Below are 19,051 nucleotides of genomic sequence, written 5' to 3'. Positions count from 1 at the left end.
GCTGTTCTGCAAATTGCGGAACCACCATCGAATGGTCCTTCGCCGAGGTCATGGCTCCACAGGCCAGGGCGGACGGATCGGACTGGAGAGAGAAAGACAATGGGCACTTTTTTCTACATGCTCCTGGCGTTCCTGGTAGGTGTGTTGGTTGGCTGGTTCATTTGGGGACGCCTGCGTGGCGAACTCGACAGTTTGCGCGGCGATCTCGACCGCACGCGCAGCGAACGTGACAGATTGCGGGCCGATAGCGACCGCCTGACCGGTGAGTTGGATGAATGCGGCCGCGCCCGCGCCGACCTCGAGCGGCGGCTGGGCGAGGCGCCGGCCGCCAAGGCGCCAACCGCGAAGGCGGCAACAGCCAAGGCGCCAGCCGCCAAGGCCGGCGCAACCAAGGCGGCGATGCAGGCACCGTCAACCCTGATGTCGACATCCGCGCCGGCCAAACCGGCGCCGAAGAAATCTGCAACGGCCAAGGCTGCGACCGCGCCACGCGCAAGTGCGGCGAAAACGGCGACGCCGAAGCCGGCTGCATCGAAAGCGAGCGCCGCACCCAAGACTGCGCCAGCGGCAAAAAAGACTGCGCCAGCGGCAAAAAAGACTGCGCCAGCGGCAAGCAAGGCTGCGCCGGCGGCAAAGAAAGCCGCGACCGGCAACGCAACGACCGCAGCGGCGGGCAAAGCCAACGATCTGCGTCGCCTGATCGGCATCGGCCCGACCAACGAGCGGCTGCTCAAAGGGCTTGGGGTCACGACCTATGCCCAGATCGCCGCCTGGACGCCCGACGATGTCAGGCGGATCGAGGCGACGTTGAATTTCGACGGCCGCATCGAACGTGAACGCTGGATCGAGCAGGCGAAACTGCTTGCCGCCGGCGACGAAAAGGAATTTGCGCGCCGCTTCCCGACCGCGGGGGAAGCCAGCAACACCTGATCCATCGCAAGGCGGCATTTGGAACAAGGCGGCGCTCTCGGGCGCCGCTTTTGTTTTTGCCCCGCCGCGCCTTTGCGTCTTGAGACGCCGTTCCCTCGATTGCGCACGGTCGAGCCCCCATATAGATCGATCGCTGGTGACCGCAGCATCCGAGCCTTATGTCCCTGCCCCTGCCCTTTGCAATTTTCCGGAACGACGAGACCGCGCGTCAGCTCGTTTTCGACCGGCCGGCCGAGATCATCTCGGCGCATGGCGAGGCGGACTTCCTGCCGGCGCTTGAAGCCGCGCAGGCTGCACATGATGGCGGCAAATGGCTGGCCGGCTATTTCTCCTACGAGGCCGGCTACCTGCTCGAGCCCAAGCTCGTTCCGCTGCTGCCAGCCGGCCGCCGCGCCCCGCTTTTCTGCCTCGGCGTGTTCGACCCGCCGGTCGAAGAGACGGTCGCGCCAGGCGATCTGCCGGCTAGCATCGGCCCAATCTTCGACCCCAAGGCAGCCTGGTCCTCGGACGACTACGCCAAACGCTTTGCCAGGCTGCATGACCACATCCGCAAGGGCGACTGCTACCAGGGCAATCTGACCTTTCCGGTCCACGCGCAATGGTCGGGCGATCCGCTGGACGCCTTCAACGCGCTGACCGAACGCCAGCCGGTGAAGTATGGGGCGCTGGTCGCGCTTGGCGATCCGATCGTCTTGTCGCGTTCGCCGGAACTGTTCTTCGAGGTCGACGCGGAAGGCATGATCGAGACGCATCCGATGAAAGGCACTGCGCCGCGCGGCGCCACCAAGGCGGAGGACGATCGCCTGAAAGCGTTCTTGCGCAACGACGAGAAGAACCAGGCCGAGAACCGGATGATCGTCGATCTCCTGCGCAACGACATCTCACTGATCAGCGAGGTTGGCACGCTCGATGTGCCGGAGCTTTTCCGCATCGAGAGCTACCCGACGGTCCACCAGATGGTGAGCCGCGTGCGGGCGAAACTTTTGCCCGGCCTCGCCATCCGCCAGATTTTCGCCGCGCTGTTCCCCTGCGGTTCGATCACCGGCGCGCCGAAGATCCGTGCCATGGAGATCCTGCGCGAGCTGGAAGGTGGCCCGCGCGATGTCTATTGCGGCGCCATAGGCTGGATCGCCCCCGGCGGCCGGATGCGCTTTTCGGTGGCGATCCGCACCATCTCGCTCTTTGCCAATGGCGAGGCAGTCTACAATGTCGGCGGTGGCGTCGTCTTCGATTCGACAGCCGAAGAGGAGTACCAGGAGTGTCTGCTGAAAGCCCGTTTCGCGACGGGAACACTGCCGATTTCGAACTGATCGAAACAATGCGCTGGGAACCCGGCTCGGGTTTCCTCCGTTTCGACCGCCATCTCGCGCGGCTTTACGGCTCGGCAGACGAACTCGGCTTCGGCTGCGACCCGCAACGGGTCGGTGAAGCGCTGATGAATGCGGTCGGCCGCCAGCACATTGCGTTGCGCACTCGCCTCGTCCTGTCGCGCAAGGGCGATGTAGCGGTTTCGGTGCAGCCCTACGCGCCGCTCGCCGCAGACAAGGTCTGGACCGTGCAGCTGGCGCGCGTGCGGCTTGATTCGAGCGATATGCTGCTGCGCCACAAGACCAGCCGCCGACAAATCTATACGCGCGCCCGCGCCGAATATCTCGCCGGCCGGGCCGACGAGGTGCTGCTCGCCAATGAGCGCGGCGAAATCTGCGAGGGCACGATCACCAATGTCTTTGCCGAATTCGGCGACGGCGTGCTGGCCACGCCGCGGCTCGATTGCGGCCTGCTGCCTGGCGTCCTGCGCGGCGAACTGCTGGATCAAGGCCGCGCCCGCGAAGCAATCTACACATGGAGCGAACTGAAATCGGCCAAGGCGCTGTTCGTCGGCAACTCGCTGCGCGGATTGATCCCGGCGCGGCTGGGCTGAAGCATCGGGAGACAACAATGTTCGTGGTTTCGCTGAAGTATACGGTGCCGCTGACCGAGATCGACAGCCTGCAGCAAGCGCATGTCGAGTGGCTGAAGGCCTGTTATGCGGAAGGCATTTTTGTCGCCTCCGGGCCGAAGCGGCCGAGGACCGGCGGCATCATCATCGCGCGCGGTCCACGCGACGTGCTCGATGCCAGACTGGCGGACGATCCCTTCGCCAAGGCAGGCGCCGCCGATTACGAAATCACCGAATTCACGGCGAGAATGGCCGCCGCCGCACTGGAAGCCTACAAAGAAGCATGAGTTTCCGCCCACCGACCCACACACCCTATGACGGCTCGTCGAAACTGTTCACCATCGGGCTGAAGCCGCTCGATCTAGATAGATGGATCGAGATCGACGAATATCTGCTGCCCTATCTTGCCGAGAAACGCCGGCTTTATGCCGAAATTCCAGACAAGGTTTTTGTCGAGGAGCAAGCCACACGCGACGCCCAACGCGAAGTGCTCGATCTGCTCGGTGCGCATCTGGCGGCGAACTTTCCTGGGACCCACAGGCGTACCGACAACGGGATCGTGGTGATCGGCGGCACCGACAGTCTTGTAGGCTCAGGCACCGCAGCTTCTTTCAGCGATGCGCCGCTTGTCGCGGCCTCGTTGCTCGTCCAGGAGGATTTGATCCTGATGCGCCGCGACGAGAGCGGCTGGCGTCTGGCGGCCGGCTCGCTCTGCTTCCCCTCGTCATGGTCGCTGACCGAAAAATTCGGCAAGCCGCTGCAGCAGATCCACGCGCCGGTACCGGGTTTCGGTCCAGGCACACGCCCGGCCGATCTCATCAACCGCATGTTCGACGGCCTCCAGGGCCAAGCCGTCGAGCGCTACAACTGGTCGATCCAGGCGGGCAACGCGCTCTACCATCCGCTCTCCAATGTCGAACGCATCGACCGCGCCAGCAGTCGCCCGTCGAGATTCCCGGACGGTGACATCGACGCCCATGCCTTTATCCGCGTCGAGCGGCAGACGCTGAGAAAGCTCCCCGTTTCGGGCGACGTACTCTTCACCATCCGCATCCATCTCGACCCGCTCGCCGTGCTGGAGCGCCACCGCGACCGTGCGGCGCTCGCAGCGTCCTTGGCCGAACAACTTCTGGCGCTGGACGAGGCCCAGCTCGACTACAAGGGGATGACCGCCGATCGTGACCGGCTGGTCGCGTGGCTTAGGGCGCTGGCGCTGTCCTAGAGCAGTTCATCGTTTCACGGAAACGCCGAACCGCTCCACCTCTTTGTTCTTGCGCAATTCCGGACGGAAAGCCGTCTCACACTTTTCCCGGAATTGCCCTAAATCGCAGCCAGGCCCAGCAGCAGGATCGCCGACATCGCGGTAAAGACGGTGACGTTGACATCCCACCGCCAGCCCGCCGGTCCAAACGGCGGCCGGAACGGCGGGTAGCCGTTCTCGTCATACAGCACGCCACCATAGATCGGCCGCGAGAGCATGGCCGCGAAGAATGCCCCATACATGGCCGCGGCCAATCCGCCGGCGAGATAGAGCCGCTCGGCTTCGAGTTGCCCCTTGATCCAGATGAGTCCGAGGGCAATCAGCGCCACCCCGGTATAGCTCAGCACCTGCCAGACGACGTGAAACCGGGCATGGGGAGTCCACAGTGGATTGGTGGCGTGGGTGGCGTTCAAGTCGGCTTTGATCGTCGCTACACCGTAACCCACGGTCGCGACGCTCAGCAGAATTCGAGCAAGCAGATGACTGTCATAAGCGAGTTCCATCGCATTTTCCTCCCCTCACGCCGGAACGGCTTGAATGGCGCCCTGAGCACAGAAGAGCTGCCCATCGGCCAGCCGCGCATAATTATGGACGATCCGGTTCTCGTGATCCTGCAACTGCACAATGAAGTTGCCGCTCTGCTCCGTCCAACTCGCGAGCACGAGATTCGGACGCACGCTGGTCAGGCCGACCTTGACCACCTCGTCGATTTCAGTGGTCCCGATCGACGCCTGGATATGCAATTCCTGCGGCGAAAGAAACGTCAGCCGCGGTACGAAGGGGCCGAAAACGCAGTCGAAAGTCTTGCCTACGAGCGAGGCTGGAAAAGCATCGGTTTCTGCCATCATCCTCTCCTGGGCATTGGCCGCTGCGACCATGCCATGTGACGATTCTCGGTGTCTCAGTCGCAGAAACACCCTCAGTATATGCTCTTGGAGCGCTCCAAGGAGCACGATCCCCCTATTTTGGTTTTGAGTCAATAAAATTCTTGGAGCGCTCCAAAAAATGGTCTACCTCAGGGAAAACGAGTGAATCGCCAATGCCCACCCTAGCCGATGTCGGCAAGGCTGCCGGAGTTTCCCGGGGGACTGTCTCCAACGTCTTCAACCGGCCGGAGCTGGTCAGGCCCGAATTGCGCGAGCGCGTCGAAGCGGCCGCGCGAGCGCTCGGGTTTGGCGGCCCCGATCCGAAAGGACGATTGCTGCGGGACGGCAAGTTCAATGCCATCGGGTTCATGCCGCCTGGCGCCTACGCCATCTCCGAAGTGATGAGAAGCCCATACGGCCGCGAGCTGGTGCTCGGCGTTTCGCTCGCCTGCGACGAGGCTGGAACGACGCTCAGCCTGGTAAACGGCACCGACAACACGCGCTTCGCCAGCATCCGCGATGCCCTGGTTGACGGCTTTATCCTTGGTCACAGCGCCGACATTGGTCTCATAATTTCTGTACAGAGACGGCGTCTGCCCTTCGTCATTCTCGAAAGCGACGCAGGTCCCGACATCAATTCGATAAAGATCGACGGCAGGAGTGGTGCGGTTGCTGCCGTCCGGCATTTGACCGGGCTGGGGCACCGGCATTTTGCCATCCTTTCGGTGCGCCGCACTCCCGGCCCGCCGATCGTCCACATGCCCGGACAGGCAACGCGCCCGCTTCTGGCCGGCTTCCCGCTCGACGATGAAAGGCTCGACGGTTTCAAACAGGGTTTGGCGGAGGCAAATTTGTCGATCGACGATGTCCCGATCATCGAGACAATCCCAGGCGAGCCATCTGCCGGATCAGTGGTGTTCGACAGGGCGCCTGAAGCAACCGCGATCCTGACCATGTCGGACTGGCAGGCGATCACGATACTCGACGAGGCGGTTCGTCGCGGCATAGACGTGCCGGGCCACGTGTCGGTCGTCGGCTTCGATGGCACCGCTGAATCCGCACGCACCACGCCTCCGATGACCACTGTCGCACAAGACGTGATCGGAAAAGGCCGGCTTGCCGCCCGAATGGTCCTTGACAATGAAGCCCCCCGCCAAGTCGTTCTGCCGGTAGAACTGGTGGTTCGAGCCTCCACAGCCGCGCCGAGGACAAAAACCCGCTGAAACGGGCGGATGCGCCATCCGCACCAGGGGCGGCGCTCGCCGCGTCTTTTCGCTGAGCAGCCTCAGGTGCGGGACGAGGCACAACTTGACTATAAGGGCCTGACAGCCGACCGTGACTGCTGGCGCAAGACAGCTGTAACTCGCGGCTTGGGGGAAAAATGATCCAGCATCTTAGCAGGCCGGTCACGTTAATGGCCGCGATCCTGGTACTGTCGACAGCAGCCGAGGCGGAGCCGGTGACTTATGCCGGCAAGCTTGGAAAGAGCGATATCGTCGTCGAATTCACCGGCGACCCCGCCGCGCCCGGCGGCCCGCTGGCCGGCCGCTATTTCTACCGCTCGAAGGGCGTCGACATCCCGCTGCAGGCCCGGTCTCAAAAGGGCAGCAAGTTCGAACTGGCCGAGGAGGAGGCATGCGGCGCCGACAATTGCGATGACGGAAAGGCTGCGCCGATTGCCGCCGTCTGGCGCCTGGCCTCATCCAGTAACGGCAAAACCCTTGAAGGCAGCTGGAACGGAAAGAGCGCGCTGCCGCTCAGATTGGAACGGGTCGCAAGTCGGCAGGTGACCGAGAACGAGCCCAGCAGCCCGCTCGATCTCTACGATTTCAGCTTCATGAAGTTCTTCGGCAATGACACGCCGCTCACCATGGAAACGTCCCCTTATGACTATCTACGGGTGGACACTCAGCTCGATAACGGCAAGACGACTGGTTGGCCGGACGCAACCTACCGCTATGTCGTCGACCCCCGCACCAAATTTGCCACGCCGCGCATTGTCGAACTGTCCGGCGACGTTCCAATCGAGGCCGCGAACGCTCTGCTGCAAGACAGGCACTGGCGCGCCAACATCGGCGCACTGGGCTGCGTGGCGGCGCAATATGCCGGTTTCAACGAAGGCGGGCCGATTGACGGTGTGAACGGCGGCACACTCGGCGGCTATGAGGACAGCACATTCGAAGTGACCTCGCTGACTCCGCGGCTGATGAGCTGGCGGGAGTCCGGCAGCATCTTCTGCGGCGGAGCGCATCCGACCAACTATTCGGACGCCTACATCATGGATGTGCGGCGCGGCGTCCTGCTCGGCCTTCAGGACATTTTCTTGGATACGATAGATGGCAAGCCCGGTCCTTCCCTCGCCTCCTTCGTCAAGCAGCGGCGCAAGAAACCGAGCGATCAGACCGATATTGATCACGAAGCCGAATGCGGCATCGACGATCTGATCGACGAAAATTTGGCTGCCAGCCTCTGGCGCGAGGGCGACAAGCAGGTTCTGGTGTTCGGGCTCCAGACCCTGCCGCATGCCATCCAGGCCTGCGCCGACGATCTGCTGGAACTGCCGGTCTCCGAGGCACGTGCCCTCTTCAAGCCGGAGTTTGCAAGTCTGGTCGAGCCGTAGCCGGGATGGCGCGGCGTAACGCCGGCCGTCCGATTTTCGCTTTATTGTGACAATGATCTATGGTTTGTCGCGCCGCGGCCAAGCCGCTGTTCCGAAGCGTTTTTTGAGGGAGTAATCGATAAATGGCGAATGAAAACTGGCCCGTTTACGGTGAGATCACCGGCCCTGTGGTGATGATCGGCTTCGGCTCGATCGGACGGGGAACGCTGCCGCTGATCGAGCGCCATTTCAAATTCGACAAGTCGCGCATGACGGTCATCGACCCGCGCGACACCGACCGCAAATTGCTCGACGAGCGCGGCATCACCTTCATGCAGGACGCGGTGACCAAGAAGAACTACAAGAAGCTGCTGGCACCGCTTTTGACCAATGGCGGCGGCCAGGGCTTTTGCGTCAACCTGTCGGTCGACACTTCCTCGCTCGAACTCATGAAGCTCTGCCGCAAGCTTGGCGTCCTCTATATCGACACGGTGGTCGAGCCCTGGCTCGGCTTTTATTTCGACGAAAAGGCCGACAATGCCTCACGCACCAACTATGCGCTGCGCGAGACGGTGCGTACTGAAATCGCGAAGAACCCAGGCGGCACCACGGCGATCTCGTGCTGCGGCGCCAATCCGGGCATGGTCTCGTGGTTCGTCAAGCAGGCGCTGGTCAACCTCGCCACAGATCTTGGCCTCGATTTCTCGGAGCCCGCGCAGCACGATCGCGAAGGCTGGGCCAGGCTGATGAAGAAAGCCGGCGTCAAGGGCATCCATATCGCCGAGCGCGACACCCAGCGCACCAAGAAACCCAAGCCGATGAACGTGTTCTGGAACACCTGGTCGGTCGAAGGCTTCATTTCGGAAGGCCTGCAGCCGGCCGAGCTCGGTTGGGGCACGCATGAGACGTGGATGCCGAAGAACGCCAAAAAACACAAGAACGGCTCGAAGGCCGCGATCTTTCTGGAGCAGCCCGGCGCCAACACGCGCGTGCGCACATGGTGCCCGACGCCCGGTCAGCAATACGGCTTCCTGGTGACGCATAATGAGGCGATTTCAATTGCCGATTTCTTCACCTTGCGCGGCAAGAAGGGCAAGGTGCAGTACCGGCCGACCTGCCATTACGCCTATCATCCCTGCAACGACGCCGTGCTGTCACTGCACGAGATGTTCGGTGCCGCCGGCGAGGCTCAGCCCGTGCATCACGTGCTCGACGAAAACGAACTGGTCGATGGCATCGACGAACTCGGCGTGCTGCTCTACGGTCACGCCAAGAACGCCTACTGGTACGGCTCGCAGTTGTCGCTGGCCGAGGCGCGCAAGCTGGCGCCCTACCAGAACGCCACCGGCATGCAGGTCACGTCGGCGGTGCTGGCCGGCATGGTTTGGGCGCTGGAAAATCCCGAGGCCGGCATCGTCGAAGCCGACGAGATGGATTACAAGCGCTGCCTCGACGTGCAGAACCCATATCTCGGGCCGGTCAGGAGCTATTATACCGACTGGACACCGCTCGACAATCGACCTGGTCTGTTTTCCGAGGACCTCGACACCAAAGACCCGTGGCAATTCCGCAACATCCTCGTTCGATAGCAGCGTTGCGTCGACACTCCGCCAGCTTGCAATCGCCCGGAAATCGGGCGATTGAAGAGGAGCGGCCTAGAGCGACGTGCGTCCATTTGGACGCACAAAGTACGCTCTAGCACTTTGAATGTGAGCATCGTGCTTTCCGAAAATCGGATCGATTTTCGGGCCGATGCGAGAGGAGAGGATTTTGAAGATGACGATCGCGCAAAGACTGCTTTCGGCTGGCATTGCCGCGGCCGCTACGGTCGCGTTGGCGGCCTGCACCACAACCGGCCCAGGCGAGCCGCCGGTGATCACGGCCAAAGGGGTTGAAGGCTCCTGGATCGACGCGCAGGGCACGGGCTTGTCCACCTTCAAGGGCGGCAGCTTCGCGACCGTCGCAACCGACACCGGCCAGAAGCTTGCCGATGGCAGCTACACCATGACCGGCGGCACCTCGGTCGAGATCCATGGCACTTCGCTGATCCGCCAGACGCCGATCAGCTTCAACTGCCTGATGGTCTCCACAAGCCAGCTCAATTGCACCAGCGCGAGCGGGCAGAATTTTGTGCTGACCAGGCGCACCTGAAATCCGATTCCGAATTGACTTTGCAAAAGGGCGGCGGCTTGAAGCCGCCGCTTTTTACGCCGGCAAAGCCTTTTTACGCCGGCAAAGCTGATGCCGATTTCCGCTTGCATCGACTGAAACGCGATGTGAACATGGCCCGAGAGGGCTGTTACATCCCAGTCAAACAAGAGCTTTAAACGCGTCTGCGCATGACCCCGAAAATCGGAGTCGATTTTCGGAAAGGATCATGCGCAAAATAAAATTGGTACTTTGCGCGTCCCAAATGACGCGCGGCGCTGTACTCAAGTTATCCGGGAGACGAGAATGAAGAAGATCGCTGCCATCGCCGCGCTGTCGGCATCGGCGCTTGGCCTGTCGGCAGGCGTATCCTTTGCCGACTACACGCTGAACATCCTGCACATCAACGACTGGCACAGCCGCATCGAGAGCAACAACAAGTATGAATCGACCTGCTCGGCCGAGGAGGAGACCAAGGGCGAATGCGTCGGCGGCGCCGGCCGCCTGGTCACCGCGATCGCGCAGGAGCGCAAGAAGCTGCAAGGCCAGAACGTGCTGCTGCTCAGCGCCGGCGACAATTTCCAGGGCTCGCTCTTCTACACGACCTACAAGGGCAAGACCGAAGGCGAATTCCTCAACCAGATGAAATTCGATGCCGAGGTGGTCGGCAACCATGAGTTCGACGATGGCGAGTCGGCGCTGGCGCCGTTCCTCGACATGATCCAGTTTCCGGTGCTCGGCGCCAATGTGAAGGCCAATGCGCAATCCAAGCTCGGCGACCGCGTCAAGCCGTCGATCGTGGTCGAGGTCGGCGGCCAGAAGATCGGCATCGTCGGCGCGGTCACCAACGACACGCCGGAGCTTGCCACGCCTGGCCCGAACATCGCCATCGAGGACGACGTCAAGTCGATCACCGCCGAGGTCGAGAAACTGAAGCGAGAGGGCGTCAACAAGATCATCGCGGTCACCCATATCGGCTACAAGCGAGAACGCGACGTGATCGCCAAGATCCCGGGCGTCGACGTGGTGGTCGGCGGCCACAGCCACTCGCTGCTGTCCAACACCGACCCCAAGGCGGAAGGCCCTTATCCGACGATGGTCGACAATCCGGACGGCTACAAAGTGCCGGTCGTGCAGGCGGCGTCCTATTCGAAATATCTCGGCGAGTTCAAGGTCGTCTTCGACGACAATGGCGTCGTCGAAGAGGCAAGCGGCGATCCCATTCATCTCGACAAATCGATCACGCCCGACCCCGCCGTGCTTGCCCGCATCAAGGAACTCGGCGCCCCGATCGAGGCTTTGAAGAACAAGGAAGTCGCCGAGACCACCAAGGCGATCGACGGCAGCCGCGAAAACTGCCGCGCCCGCGAATGCGAGATGGGCAATCTGGTCTCCGACGCCGTCCTCGACCGGGTCAAGGGCCAAGGTGTCGAGATCGTCATCTCGAATGGCGGCGGCTTGCGCGCCTCGATCGACCAAGGCACCGTCACCATGGGCGAGGTTCTCACTGTGCTGCCGTTTCAGAACACGCTGGCGACCTTCCAGATCACCGGCAAGGATCTGGTTGCCGGCCTGGAAAGCGGCCTCAGCCAGGTCGAGGACGGCGCCGGGCGCTTCCCGCAGGTTGCCGGCCTGAAATATGCGTTCGACAAATCGGCGCCGCCTAATGGACGCGTCAAATCGGTCGAGGTCATGGAAGGCGGCGCCTGGACGCCGATCAAACCGGACAAGGACTATCTGGTCGCCACCAACAACTATGTCCGCCAGGGCGGTGACGGCTACAAGGTATTCGCCGAGAAGGCCAAGAACGCCTATGATTACGGCCCGGGGCTGGAACAGGTCGTCGCCGATTACCTCGGCGCGCACCGGCCCTATACGCCGAAGCTCGACGGCCGCATCACCGAGATCGCCGCGACCGGAGCCCCGGCCGCGGAACCAGCCAACCCGGCCGAACCGCCAAAACCTGCTGAGGCAGCGCCGATAAAGCCTGCTGAGCCGGCAATGCCCGAAATGCCGGCCGGCTCCGGCGACATTTCCAAAACACCACCGGCCGTCCCGGCTGAAACCGCGCCGGCGGCCCCCGCACCCGCCGAGCCGGCCCAGCCGGCGGCACCTGCGGCTCCGGCCACACCGGCTCCGGCCACCCCTGCTCCGGCTGTACCGGCCAAACCGGCCGAGACGGCGCCTGCCCCGAGTCAGCCGGCCCCGAGTCAGCCGGCCCCGAGTGAACCGGCCCCAAGTGAGCCGGCAAAACCTGCCGAGCCCGCCAAGCCGGCTGAGCCGGCACCGGCCGAAAGCAGCCATGTAATCGTCGCCGGCGATACCTATTGGGATCTCGCGGTGAAGGCCTATGGCGACGGCACCAAATGGAAAATGATCTTCGATGCCAACAAAGCCTACGAGCCACGCCGGCTGCCGGTCGGCGCAACCTTGACTATCCCGGCGGCCTCGAAGTAATCCGGCCGCAGGAACGCAATGCACCCGCCCGGCAAACCGGGCGGGTGCTGCATTTCTGGGATAAGGTGCGGCCAGACGCTGCATTTGAAAACCGGCGCGGCATCGCTACCTTCGCCGCGGCACCGCTGGTTTCGCGGTGTTGGAGAACCCCATGACGCTTGCCAACCCTGCTGAAAGCAAAGCCGAAACGACCGCCGGCGCGCTCCCGGCAGGACACCCTCCGGTCGGGACAGGCAAGATCGGTGTCATGCTGATCAATCTCGGCACCCCGGACGGCACCGACTTCAAGCCGATGTGGCGCTATCTCAGGGAATTCCTGTCCGATCCGCGCGTCATCCAACTCAACAAGGCGGTCTGGTATCCGATCCTCTACGGCCTGGTCCTCACCACCCGGCCGAAGAAGTCGGGCGCCAACTATGCCAGGATATGGAACCGGGAGCGCAACGAGTCGCCGCTGCGCACCTATACCCGTGCCCAGTCCGAGAAACTCGGGCTTGCGCTCGGCGATTTATCCCATGTGATCGTCGATTGGGCGATGCGCTACGGCAACCCTTCGACCGAGAGCGTGGCCAACAGACTGGTCGAGCAAGGCTGCGACCGCATCCTGTCTTTCCCGCTCTATCCGCAATATTCGGCGACGACGACTGCGACCGCCAACGACCAGTTGTTTCGCGCGCTGATGAAGATGCGCCGCGCCCCGGCCATTCGCAGCGTGCCCCCCTATTACAACGAGCCGGCCTATATCGAGGGGCTCGCCCGTTCGATCGAAGGGCATCTGGCGAGCCTCGACTTCGATCCGGAAATCGTCATCGCCTCCTATCACGGTATTCCGAAATCCTACTCCGACAAGGGCGATCCCTACCAGGCGCATTGCCTGGAGACGACGCGGCTGCTGCGCGAAAAGCTCGGCTGGGATGAGAACAAGCTGATTACCACCTTCCAGTCGCGCTTCGGCGCGCAGGAATGGCTGCAGCCCTACACCGACAAGACGGTCGAAAGACTGGGACGCGAAGGCGTGAAATCGATCGCCATCGTCAATCCGGGCTTTTCCGTCGACTGCATCGAGACGCTGGACGAGATCGGCAGGGAAGCGGCCGAGACCTTCCACCATGCCGGCGGCGAAAAGTTCGCACACATCCCTTGCCTCAACGACAGTGCAGAGGGCATGGCGGTGATCGAGGCAATGGTGCGGCGCGAGCTGTCCGGCTGGGCCTGAATGGATCCCGCAGTCCATGCACCCGCAATCCGAGATCACCTGATTGTAACATTGCTGAAACACACTTAAGTGTTTGGTGGAATCGGCCGCGTGGCAATGTCCAACATGGCCTTTGAGGGGAGAGCCAAAATGGGTTTCAGTGGTTTCGATATTGCGCTTCTTGTTCTTGTCGCCCTTGTCGTGCTGGTGCTTTTCAAGGGCATCCGGACAATTCCGCAAGGCTACAATTATACCGTCGAACGCTTTGGCCGTTACACCAAGACATTGAGCCCGGGCCTCAACCTCATCGTGCCCTTCGTCGACCGTATCGGCGCCAAGATGAACATGATGGAGCAGGTGCTCGACGTTCCGACCCAGGAGATCATCACCCGCGACAACGCCACCGTGGCCGTCGACGGCGTTGCCTTCTATCAGGTGCTCAACGCGGCGCAGGCCGCCTACCAGGTCGCCGGCCTGCAGAACGCTATCCTCAATTTGACGATGACCAACATCCGCACCGTGATGGGCTCGATGGACCTCGACGAGCTGTTGTCAAACCGTGATGCCATCAACGAGCGCCTGCTGCGCGTCGTTGATGAGGCCGCGCACCCCTGGGGTATCAAGATCACCCGTGTCGAGATCAAGGACATCAATCCACCGGCCAATCTCGTCGAATCGATGGGCCGCCAGATGATGGCCGAGCGCAACAAGCGCGCCCAGATCCTCGCCGCCGAAGGCCTCAAGCAATCGCAGATCCTGGAGGCCGAGGGCCGCAAGGAAGCCGCCTTCCGCGATGCCGAGGCGCGCGAGCGCTCGGCCGAGGCTGAAGCACGCGCCACGCAGGTGGTATCGGAGGCGATTTCCAAGGGTGACGTGCAGGCGCTCAACTACTTTGTCGCGCTGAAATACACCGAAGCGCTGACCAGGATCGGTGCAGCGACAAACAGCAAACTCGTGCTGATGCCGATAGAGGCTTCCTCACTGATCGGCACGCTCGGCGGCATTGGTGAAATCGCCAGGGAAGTTTTCAAGGGCGAAGGCACCGCCAGTCCAGCACGACAGGCCCGCCCGCCCGTGGTTCGTCCCAGCGAGACCTGAGGCCATGTTCGATCGCATCATTTCCGAACTCGGTCCGTGGAGCTGGATGGTCCTCGGCTTCGTCCTGCTGGTGATGGAGGTCGTCGCGCCGGGCATTTTCATGCTGTGGATCGGCATTGCCGCGCTGTTGATCGGCGTCGTCTCGCTGCTCATCTGGGACGCCGGTTTCTGGAGCTGGCAGGTCCAGGTCCTCGCCTTCCTCGCGCTGTCGCTGGTCTCGGCCTATGTCGGCAAGCGGCTGGTGGGCGGGCGGCATGAGGAAACCGACCAGCCGCTGCTCAACCGGCGCGGCGCGCAGATGGTCGGCCGGACGGCGACCCTTGCCGAGCCGATCAAGGATGGGCGCGGCCGCATCAAGCTCGGCGACACGTTGTGGCGCGTCTCCGGCCCTGACCTGCCGGCCGGCACGCAGGTGCGCGTGACCGGTGCCGCCGACACCGACCTGGAACTGACGGTCGAGGCAGTCTAGAAGCCCGCTAGGCAGCACCGATGCGCAGCAGGTCGTGCAGATGGACGAGCCCGATCGGCCGTCTGCCTTCGACCACCATCAGGCTGGTAATGGCAGAATCGTTGATCGTCTGCAGCGCCGTCGCAACCAGTGTGTCGGGCGCCGCCATTTTTGGCTCTCTGGTCATCACCTGATCCACGCTCATGGCCAGAAGATCGCTGCCGATATGGCGCCTGATGTCGCCATCGGTGATGATGCCGATCAGCTTGCCGTCCGCCGAAGTGACCGCCACGCAGCCAAACCCCTTGCGCGACAATTCGAGGATCGCCTCGCGCATGCCGGTGCCGGACGACACCAGAGGCAGCCTGTCGCCGACATGCATGATCTCGCGGATCTGCGTCAGGTTGGCTCCGAGCTGGCCGCCGGGATGGAACGTGCGGAAATGGTCCGGGGTGAAGCCGCGCGCCTCGAGCAACGCGATGGCCAGCGCATCGCCCATCACCATTTGCAGCAGCGTCGAGGTCGTCGGCGCAAGGCCGTGCGGACAGGCTTCCGGGGCTCGCGGCAGCAGAAGCACCACGTCGGCCGCACGCGCCAGAGCCGATTTTTCGCCGGCGGTGACCGCGACCAGCGGGATCGAGAAGCGCCTGGAATAGGCGATGATGCCCTTGAGCTCAAGGCTCTCCCCCGACCACGACAGGGCGATGATGGCGTCGTTCCGAGCGATCATGCCGAGGTCGCCGTGATTGGCTTCGGCAGGGTGGACGAAGAAGGCCGGCGTGCCGGTCGAAGCGAGCGTTGCGGCGATCTTCGAGCCGATATGGCCGCTTTTGCCGACCCCGGTGACGATGACGCGGCCATCGATCTGCGACACCATGTCGACTGCCCGTGCGAACGGCTCGGCCAGCCCGTTTTCGAGCGCGTCTGCCAGTGCCGCGACGCCGGCCTGCTCTGTCGCCACCGTTCTCAGCGCCGAGGCAATCGCGGCCTGCTCGTCGAGCGGCTTCCTGTCTGGGGATTTCACGTCCATGGACGATGCGATTAGCGCTTCGGCGCGCGCCTGTCCAACGGAATTGCCGCCCAGAACACCTTGGCGGGCGATCCCTCAACGCTCCGTTAACCATCCCCATTTACGGTTTCGTAAGTATGGCGCGCGTGCGCCGCGCAAGCAGTGGTGCCGATGTCCGGGTTTCAGCCTCAAAACAAAATAGGACGAAAGGGCAAGGCGGTTTGCGCTTTGCTGCTGGCAACCAGTGTCCTTGCGTTGTCGCGTCCGGCACTGCTTTGCGCCCAGGAAACCGAGCTGCGCGGTGAGGTTTCGGAATCGACAATCCTGGACGACCAGCAGTACAGGATCAGGCAGTTGGGCATGGCTGCTGCAACCGCCAACGACGATACGCCGCTGCCTACCTATCGTCCGGCCAGCCCGGGGGCCTTGCCTGACGACGGCACGGGCGAGGCGGCGGCCACAACCGGCGGCACTTTCGATCCACCAGCGGCCAGCGACGACCCGTTTGCCGACCCTGCTCCGCCGCCACGACGGCGGCCGAGCGCAACGCAACGCGCCGTCGAAGAAGGCAAGGCCAAAGATGAGGCCGTGGACAACAAGAAGAGCAAGAGAGGCGCCACTGCGACTGCAGCGACGCCGACGACCGACGACACCGACACCGCCGCCATAGACGAGCAGGATACGGCCAACCGCCGTGCGGTGACCATCGATTCCGCCGAAAGGCTCAAGCTCGACCCCGGCGCCGAGCGCACCGAAGCCATCGAAGGCCAGGACAAGAAGAACGAGGACGACCCGTTCGCCGCCACCGGCATCCAGCTCGGCTCCTTCGTGATCCGGCCGACGCTCGAGCAAGGCCTGACGTATTCAACAAACGCCGATTCGAGCAGCCTCGGCAAGCCGGCATTGCTGTCGGAAACGACGCTGCGCTTCAACGCCGTCTCCGACTGGCGGGAGAATTCGGCGACGATTGAGGGCTATGGCATCTTCCGCGAGACGTTGTCCGGCTATGACGTTCACGAGGCGCAAGGCCGCGTCGACGGCACGCTCAACATCGATCTCGACAATGATCTGCGCGCCATCGCCAAACTTGGCTACGAGGCCGTGCCCGAATCGGCCTCGGCGCCGGACGCCATCGTCGGCGCCGTTGGGCAGCCGGTGCGCCAGACCGTGAGCGGCAGCCTCGCCGTCGAGAAGGATGCGGGAAAGATGCGCTTCGCGCTGACCGGCGCGGTCGAGCACGACATCTTTGGTGACGCCAAGCTTTCGTCGGGGGGATCGCTGTCGCAGAAGGGCCGCGACTCGACGCTCTATACGGCCATTTTGCGCACCGGCTACGAGATCTCGCCTGCCATCACTCCGTTCACCGAAATCGAGGTCGGCCGGCGCGCTTATGATTTGCGCGTCGATCCAAACGGCTTCCAGCGCTCCTCGACGCGGCTTGGCGCACGGGCCGGCGTCGAGCTCGATCTCCGCGAGAAGCTTACCGGCGAGTTCTCGGTCGGCTGGCTGCGCGAAGCTATCGACGACAACGCCCTGCCGGCGATTTCGGGCGCGACGGTTAATGCCGATCTCAAATGGTCGCCGGAACGCGGCACCACGATCGGCCTCACCGCACAGACGACCGCCGAGAACACGACGAACGCGGGCGAAAGCGGCGACATGCTCTATTCCAGCAGCCTCACCGGCGAGCGGCAAATCCGCGCCAACCTGACCGGAAATGCCGCTCTCGGCGTTGAATGGCGCGACTATACCGGCTCCGACGATCATGATTTGACGCTGAGCGCCGAGGCTGGGCTGACATGGTGGCTGAACCGCTATGCCGGGCTCACCACCCGCGTCAGGACTGAAAAACTGACCAGCAACCTGGTTGGACGCGACTACACGGCCAACAGTATCTTCGTCGGCTTGAAGTTGCAGCGCTAATGCATGTCGCGCAAAAGTGTGCAGCGGTTTTGCGATAACGACATGCATAAAACAAGAACCTAAAGCGCATCGCATAAGGCTGGTCGAATGCGGCGCACTTTAGCCAGTCAGCGCGAACCGGTGTTGAAGCTAGAAGGCTACGCCGCGGCGTTCTGACGGCGCGAGTTCGTCGAGAAGCGTGCGAATGACACCGGCCATGCTTGCATTCATGTCGCTGCGCCACAGTGCGAAGGCAACGTTGGCCTCGACGAAGCCTTCGGGCGAGCCGCAGTCGAACGTCCGCCCGCGGTAGTGGTAGCCGTAGAAGGGCTGTTGCTTCTGCAGCTTCAGCATTGCATCGGTGAGCTGGATCTCGTTGCCGGCGCCTTTTTCCTGGCCTTCGAGTATCTTGAATATCTCCGGCTGCAGGATATAGCGCCCGTTGATGAAGAGGTTCGACGGCGCGGTGCCGGTCTTCGGCTTTTCCACCATGCCGGTGATGCTGAAACCGTGATGGGCGTCCTCGCCGCGGCCGACAATGCCGTATTTGTGCGCCTCGGCGGGATCGCATTCCTGCACGGCGACGATGTTGTTGCCGGTCTCGGCGTAAAGCTCGACCATGTCCTTCATGCAGCTTTTTTCCGACTGCATGATCATGTCGGGCAACAGCAGCGCAAAGGGCTCGTCGCCGACAAGCTCGCGCGCGCACCAGACGGCGTGGCCAAGGCCGAGCGGCACCTGCTGGCGGGTGAAGCTGGTCTGCCCCGGCGCCGGCTGCAGCCGCTGCAGGCGGGCGAGCTGATCATCCTTGCCACGCTGCGCAAGCGTGTCGTAGAGCTCGAACTGGACATCGAAGTGATCCTCGATGACCGCCTTGTTGCGGCCGGTCACGAAGATGAAATGCTCGATCCCGGCTTCGCGCGCCTCATCGACCACATACTGGATGACCGGCCTGTCGACGACCGTCAGCATTTCCTTGGGAATGGCCTTGGTGGCGGGGAGAAAGCGCGTGCCGAGACCGGCAACCGGGAATACTGCCTTGCGAACTCTCTTCATGTGCCAATTATCCATTTGCATGCCGGTTCGGCAATCCCGATTCGAGACATTTTCATGCCGAAATCGAGCATTACTGAACGACGGGACAGAAATCTCAGCTGGTAAAGCGTCGACGCATCTTTTCATCCCGGACGGCACCTATG

General features: G+C 62.7%; 18 protein-coding genes. 14 read left to right on the top strand and 4 right to left on the bottom strand.

Annotated elements, in window-relative coordinates; all coding sequences use genetic code 11:
• Positions 1-99 precede the first annotated feature (99 nt).
• The 5 genes from NKH89_RS14235 (at position 100) to NKH89_RS14215 (ending at position 4,091) form a co-directional block, all read left to right on the top strand.
• Positions 100-930 carry a helix-hairpin-helix domain-containing protein gene (locus NKH89_RS14235; protein ID WP_352909150.1) on the top strand — a complete coding sequence of 277 codons (831 nt, stop codon included), beginning with the start codon at positions 100-102 and terminating at the stop codon, positions 928-930.
• A 158-nt stretch (positions 931-1,088) separates the two neighbouring features.
• Positions 1,089-2,240, top strand: a complete 1,152-nt coding sequence (locus NKH89_RS14230) for an aminodeoxychorismate synthase component I (RefSeq protein ID WP_352909149.1) — start codon at positions 1,089-1,091, stop codon at positions 2,238-2,240.
• Positions 2,189-2,851, top strand: a complete 663-nt coding sequence (locus NKH89_RS14225) for an aminotransferase class IV family protein (protein ID WP_031194348.1) — start codon at positions 2,189-2,191, stop codon at positions 2,849-2,851. Before NKH89_RS14230 ends, NKH89_RS14225 begins: the two co-directional genes overlap by 52 nt.
• Positions 2,852-2,868: 17 nt before the next feature.
• Entirely contained in the window at positions 2,869-3,156 is a 288-nt protein-coding gene (locus tag NKH89_RS14220) for a YciI family protein (protein ID WP_023720190.1), read from the top strand.
• Positions 3,153-4,091, top strand: a complete 939-nt coding sequence (locus tag NKH89_RS14215) for a heme-dependent oxidative N-demethylase family protein (protein ID WP_352909148.1) — start codon at positions 3,153-3,155, stop codon at positions 4,089-4,091. The genes NKH89_RS14220 and NKH89_RS14215 overlap by 4 nt, the downstream gene beginning before the upstream one ends.
• Positions 4,092-4,189: 98 nt before the next feature.
• Here NKH89_RS14215 and NKH89_RS14210 read toward each other — a convergent pair whose 3' ends face one another.
• Together NKH89_RS14210 and NKH89_RS14205 are read right to left on the bottom strand one after the other, a co-directional pair.
• Positions 4,190-4,633, bottom strand: coding sequence for a DUF6640 family protein (locus NKH89_RS14210; protein ID WP_031194347.1), 444 nt, complete (start codon positions 4,631-4,633; stop codon positions 4,190-4,192).
• Positions 4,634-4,648: 15 nt separating this feature from the next.
• The gene (locus NKH89_RS14205) at positions 4,649-4,975 is read right to left on the bottom strand and encodes a MoaF-related domain-containing protein (RefSeq protein ID WP_156948115.1); all 327 of its coding nucleotides are present in this window, start codon (positions 4,973-4,975) and stop codon (positions 4,649-4,651) included.
• Between the two features lie 194 nt (positions 4,976-5,169).
• On the opposite strand from NKH89_RS14205, the gene NKH89_RS14200 reads away from it, so the two are divergent.
• From NKH89_RS14200 to NKH89_RS14165, 8 genes are all read left to right on the top strand, one after another.
• Positions 5,170-6,219 (top strand): LacI family DNA-binding transcriptional regulator, encoded by a 1,050-nt coding sequence (locus tag NKH89_RS14200; RefSeq protein WP_023720186.1) that lies wholly within the window; start codon positions 5,170-5,172, stop codon positions 6,217-6,219.
• Positions 6,220-6,377: 158 nt separating this feature from the next.
• The gene (locus NKH89_RS14195; protein ID WP_352481941.1) at positions 6,378-7,616 is read left to right on the top strand and encodes a hypothetical protein; all 1,239 of its coding nucleotides are present in this window, start codon (positions 6,378-6,380) and stop codon (positions 7,614-7,616) included.
• Positions 7,617-7,738: 122 nt separating this feature from the next.
• A complete protein-coding gene (locus NKH89_RS14190) occupies positions 7,739-9,184 on the top strand; it encodes a homospermidine synthase (RefSeq protein WP_352909147.1) in 1,446 nt (481 codons plus the stop codon).
• Positions 9,185-9,371: 187 nt separating this feature from the next.
• Positions 9,372-9,746 carry an outer membrane lipoprotein Omp10 gene (gene omp10, locus NKH89_RS14185; RefSeq protein WP_023720183.1) on the top strand — a complete coding sequence of 125 codons (375 nt, stop codon included), beginning with the start codon at positions 9,372-9,374 and terminating at the stop codon, positions 9,744-9,746.
• A 303-nt stretch (positions 9,747-10,049) separates the two neighbouring features.
• Complete coding sequence (locus NKH89_RS14180; protein ID WP_352494709.1) at positions 10,050-12,200, top strand: 5'-nucleotidase C-terminal domain-containing protein; 2,151 nt, start codon at positions 10,050-10,052, stop codon at positions 12,198-12,200.
• A 151-nt stretch (positions 12,201-12,351) separates the two neighbouring features.
• Positions 12,352-13,416: a ferrochelatase gene (hemH, locus tag NKH89_RS14175; RefSeq protein WP_352481936.1), complete on the top strand. Its 1,065-nt coding sequence runs from the start codon at positions 12,352-12,354 to the stop codon at positions 13,414-13,416.
• 129 nt (positions 13,417-13,545) lie between these two features.
• Positions 13,546-14,493, top strand: coding sequence for an SPFH domain-containing protein (locus NKH89_RS14170; protein WP_023719098.1), 948 nt, complete (start codon positions 13,546-13,548; stop codon positions 14,491-14,493).
• 4 nt (positions 14,494-14,497) lie between these two features.
• Positions 14,498-14,962 carry an NfeD family protein gene (locus NKH89_RS14165; protein WP_023719097.1) on the top strand — a complete coding sequence of 155 codons (465 nt, stop codon included), beginning with the start codon at positions 14,498-14,500 and terminating at the stop codon, positions 14,960-14,962.
• Between the two features lie 7 nt (positions 14,963-14,969).
• On the opposite strand, the gene NKH89_RS14160 is transcribed toward NKH89_RS14165, so the two are convergent.
• A complete protein-coding gene (locus NKH89_RS14160; RefSeq protein ID WP_023719096.1) occupies positions 14,970-15,971 on the bottom strand; it encodes a KpsF/GutQ family sugar-phosphate isomerase in 1,002 nt (333 codons plus the stop codon).
• 150 nt (positions 15,972-16,121) lie between these two features.
• Here NKH89_RS14160 and NKH89_RS14155 point away from each other — a divergent pair, with 150 nt between their 5' ends.
• Positions 16,122-17,873, top strand: a complete 1,752-nt coding sequence (locus NKH89_RS14155; protein WP_352481934.1) for an outer membrane beta-barrel protein — start codon at positions 16,122-16,124, stop codon at positions 17,871-17,873.
• A 129-nt stretch (positions 17,874-18,002) separates the two neighbouring features.
• Here NKH89_RS14155 and galU read toward each other — a convergent pair whose 3' ends face one another.
• Positions 18,003-18,908 (bottom strand): UTP--glucose-1-phosphate uridylyltransferase GalU, encoded by a 906-nt coding sequence (galU, locus tag NKH89_RS14150; RefSeq protein WP_023719094.1) that lies wholly within the window; start codon positions 18,906-18,908, stop codon positions 18,003-18,005.
• Positions 18,909-19,051: the final 143 nt, after the last annotated feature.

The organism is Mesorhizobium sp. M0923, from assembly GCF_040319365.1.
In the GTDB taxonomy this organism is placed as follows: domain Bacteria; phylum Pseudomonadota; class Alphaproteobacteria; order Rhizobiales; family Rhizobiaceae; genus Mesorhizobium.
The sequence above is the reverse complement of the archived record's forward strand: the minus strand, read 5'-3'. Positions and strand labels throughout refer to the sequence as shown.

Coding starts and splice junctions, on each gene's coding strand:
- NKH89_RS14235 (WP_352909150.1), top strand. CDS start 100: ATGGGCACTTTTTTCTACATGCTCCTGGCGTTCCTGGTAGGTGTGTTG.
- NKH89_RS14230 (WP_352909149.1), top strand. CDS start 1,089: ATGTCCCTGCCCCTGCCCTTTGCAATTTTCCGGAACGACGAGACCGCG.
- NKH89_RS14220 (WP_023720190.1), top strand. CDS start 2,869: ATGTTCGTGGTTTCGCTGAAGTATACGGTGCCGCTGACCGAGATCGAC.
- NKH89_RS14215 (WP_352909148.1), top strand. CDS start 3,153: ATGAGTTTCCGCCCACCGACCCACACACCCTATGACGGCTCGTCGAAA.
- NKH89_RS14210 (WP_031194347.1), bottom strand. CDS start 4,633: ATGGAACTCGCTTATGACAGTCATCTGCTTGCTCGAATTCTGCTGAGC.
- NKH89_RS14205 (WP_156948115.1), bottom strand. CDS start 4,975: ATGGCAGAAACCGATGCTTTTCCAGCCTCGCTCGTAGGCAAGACTTTC.
- NKH89_RS14200 (WP_023720186.1), top strand. CDS start 5,170: ATGCCCACCCTAGCCGATGTCGGCAAGGCTGCCGGAGTTTCCCGGGGG.
- NKH89_RS14195 (WP_352481941.1), top strand. CDS start 6,378: ATGATCCAGCATCTTAGCAGGCCGGTCACGTTAATGGCCGCGATCCTG.
- NKH89_RS14190 (WP_352909147.1), top strand. CDS start 7,739: ATGGCGAATGAAAACTGGCCCGTTTACGGTGAGATCACCGGCCCTGTG.
- omp10 (WP_023720183.1), top strand. CDS start 9,372: ATGACGATCGCGCAAAGACTGCTTTCGGCTGGCATTGCCGCGGCCGCT.
- NKH89_RS14180 (WP_352494709.1), top strand. CDS start 10,050: ATGAAGAAGATCGCTGCCATCGCCGCGCTGTCGGCATCGGCGCTTGGC.
- hemH (WP_352481936.1), top strand. CDS start 12,352: ATGACGCTTGCCAACCCTGCTGAAAGCAAAGCCGAAACGACCGCCGGC.
- NKH89_RS14170 (WP_023719098.1), top strand. CDS start 13,546: ATGGGTTTCAGTGGTTTCGATATTGCGCTTCTTGTTCTTGTCGCCCTT.
- NKH89_RS14165 (WP_023719097.1), top strand. CDS start 14,498: ATGTTCGATCGCATCATTTCCGAACTCGGTCCGTGGAGCTGGATGGTC.
- NKH89_RS14160 (WP_023719096.1), bottom strand. CDS start 15,971: ATGGACGTGAAATCCCCAGACAGGAAGCCGCTCGACGAGCAGGCCGCG.
- NKH89_RS14155 (WP_352481934.1), top strand. CDS start 16,122: ATGTCCGGGTTTCAGCCTCAAAACAAAATAGGACGAAAGGGCAAGGCG.
- galU (WP_023719094.1), bottom strand. CDS start 18,908: ATGAAGAGAGTTCGCAAGGCAGTATTCCCGGTTGCCGGTCTCGGCACG.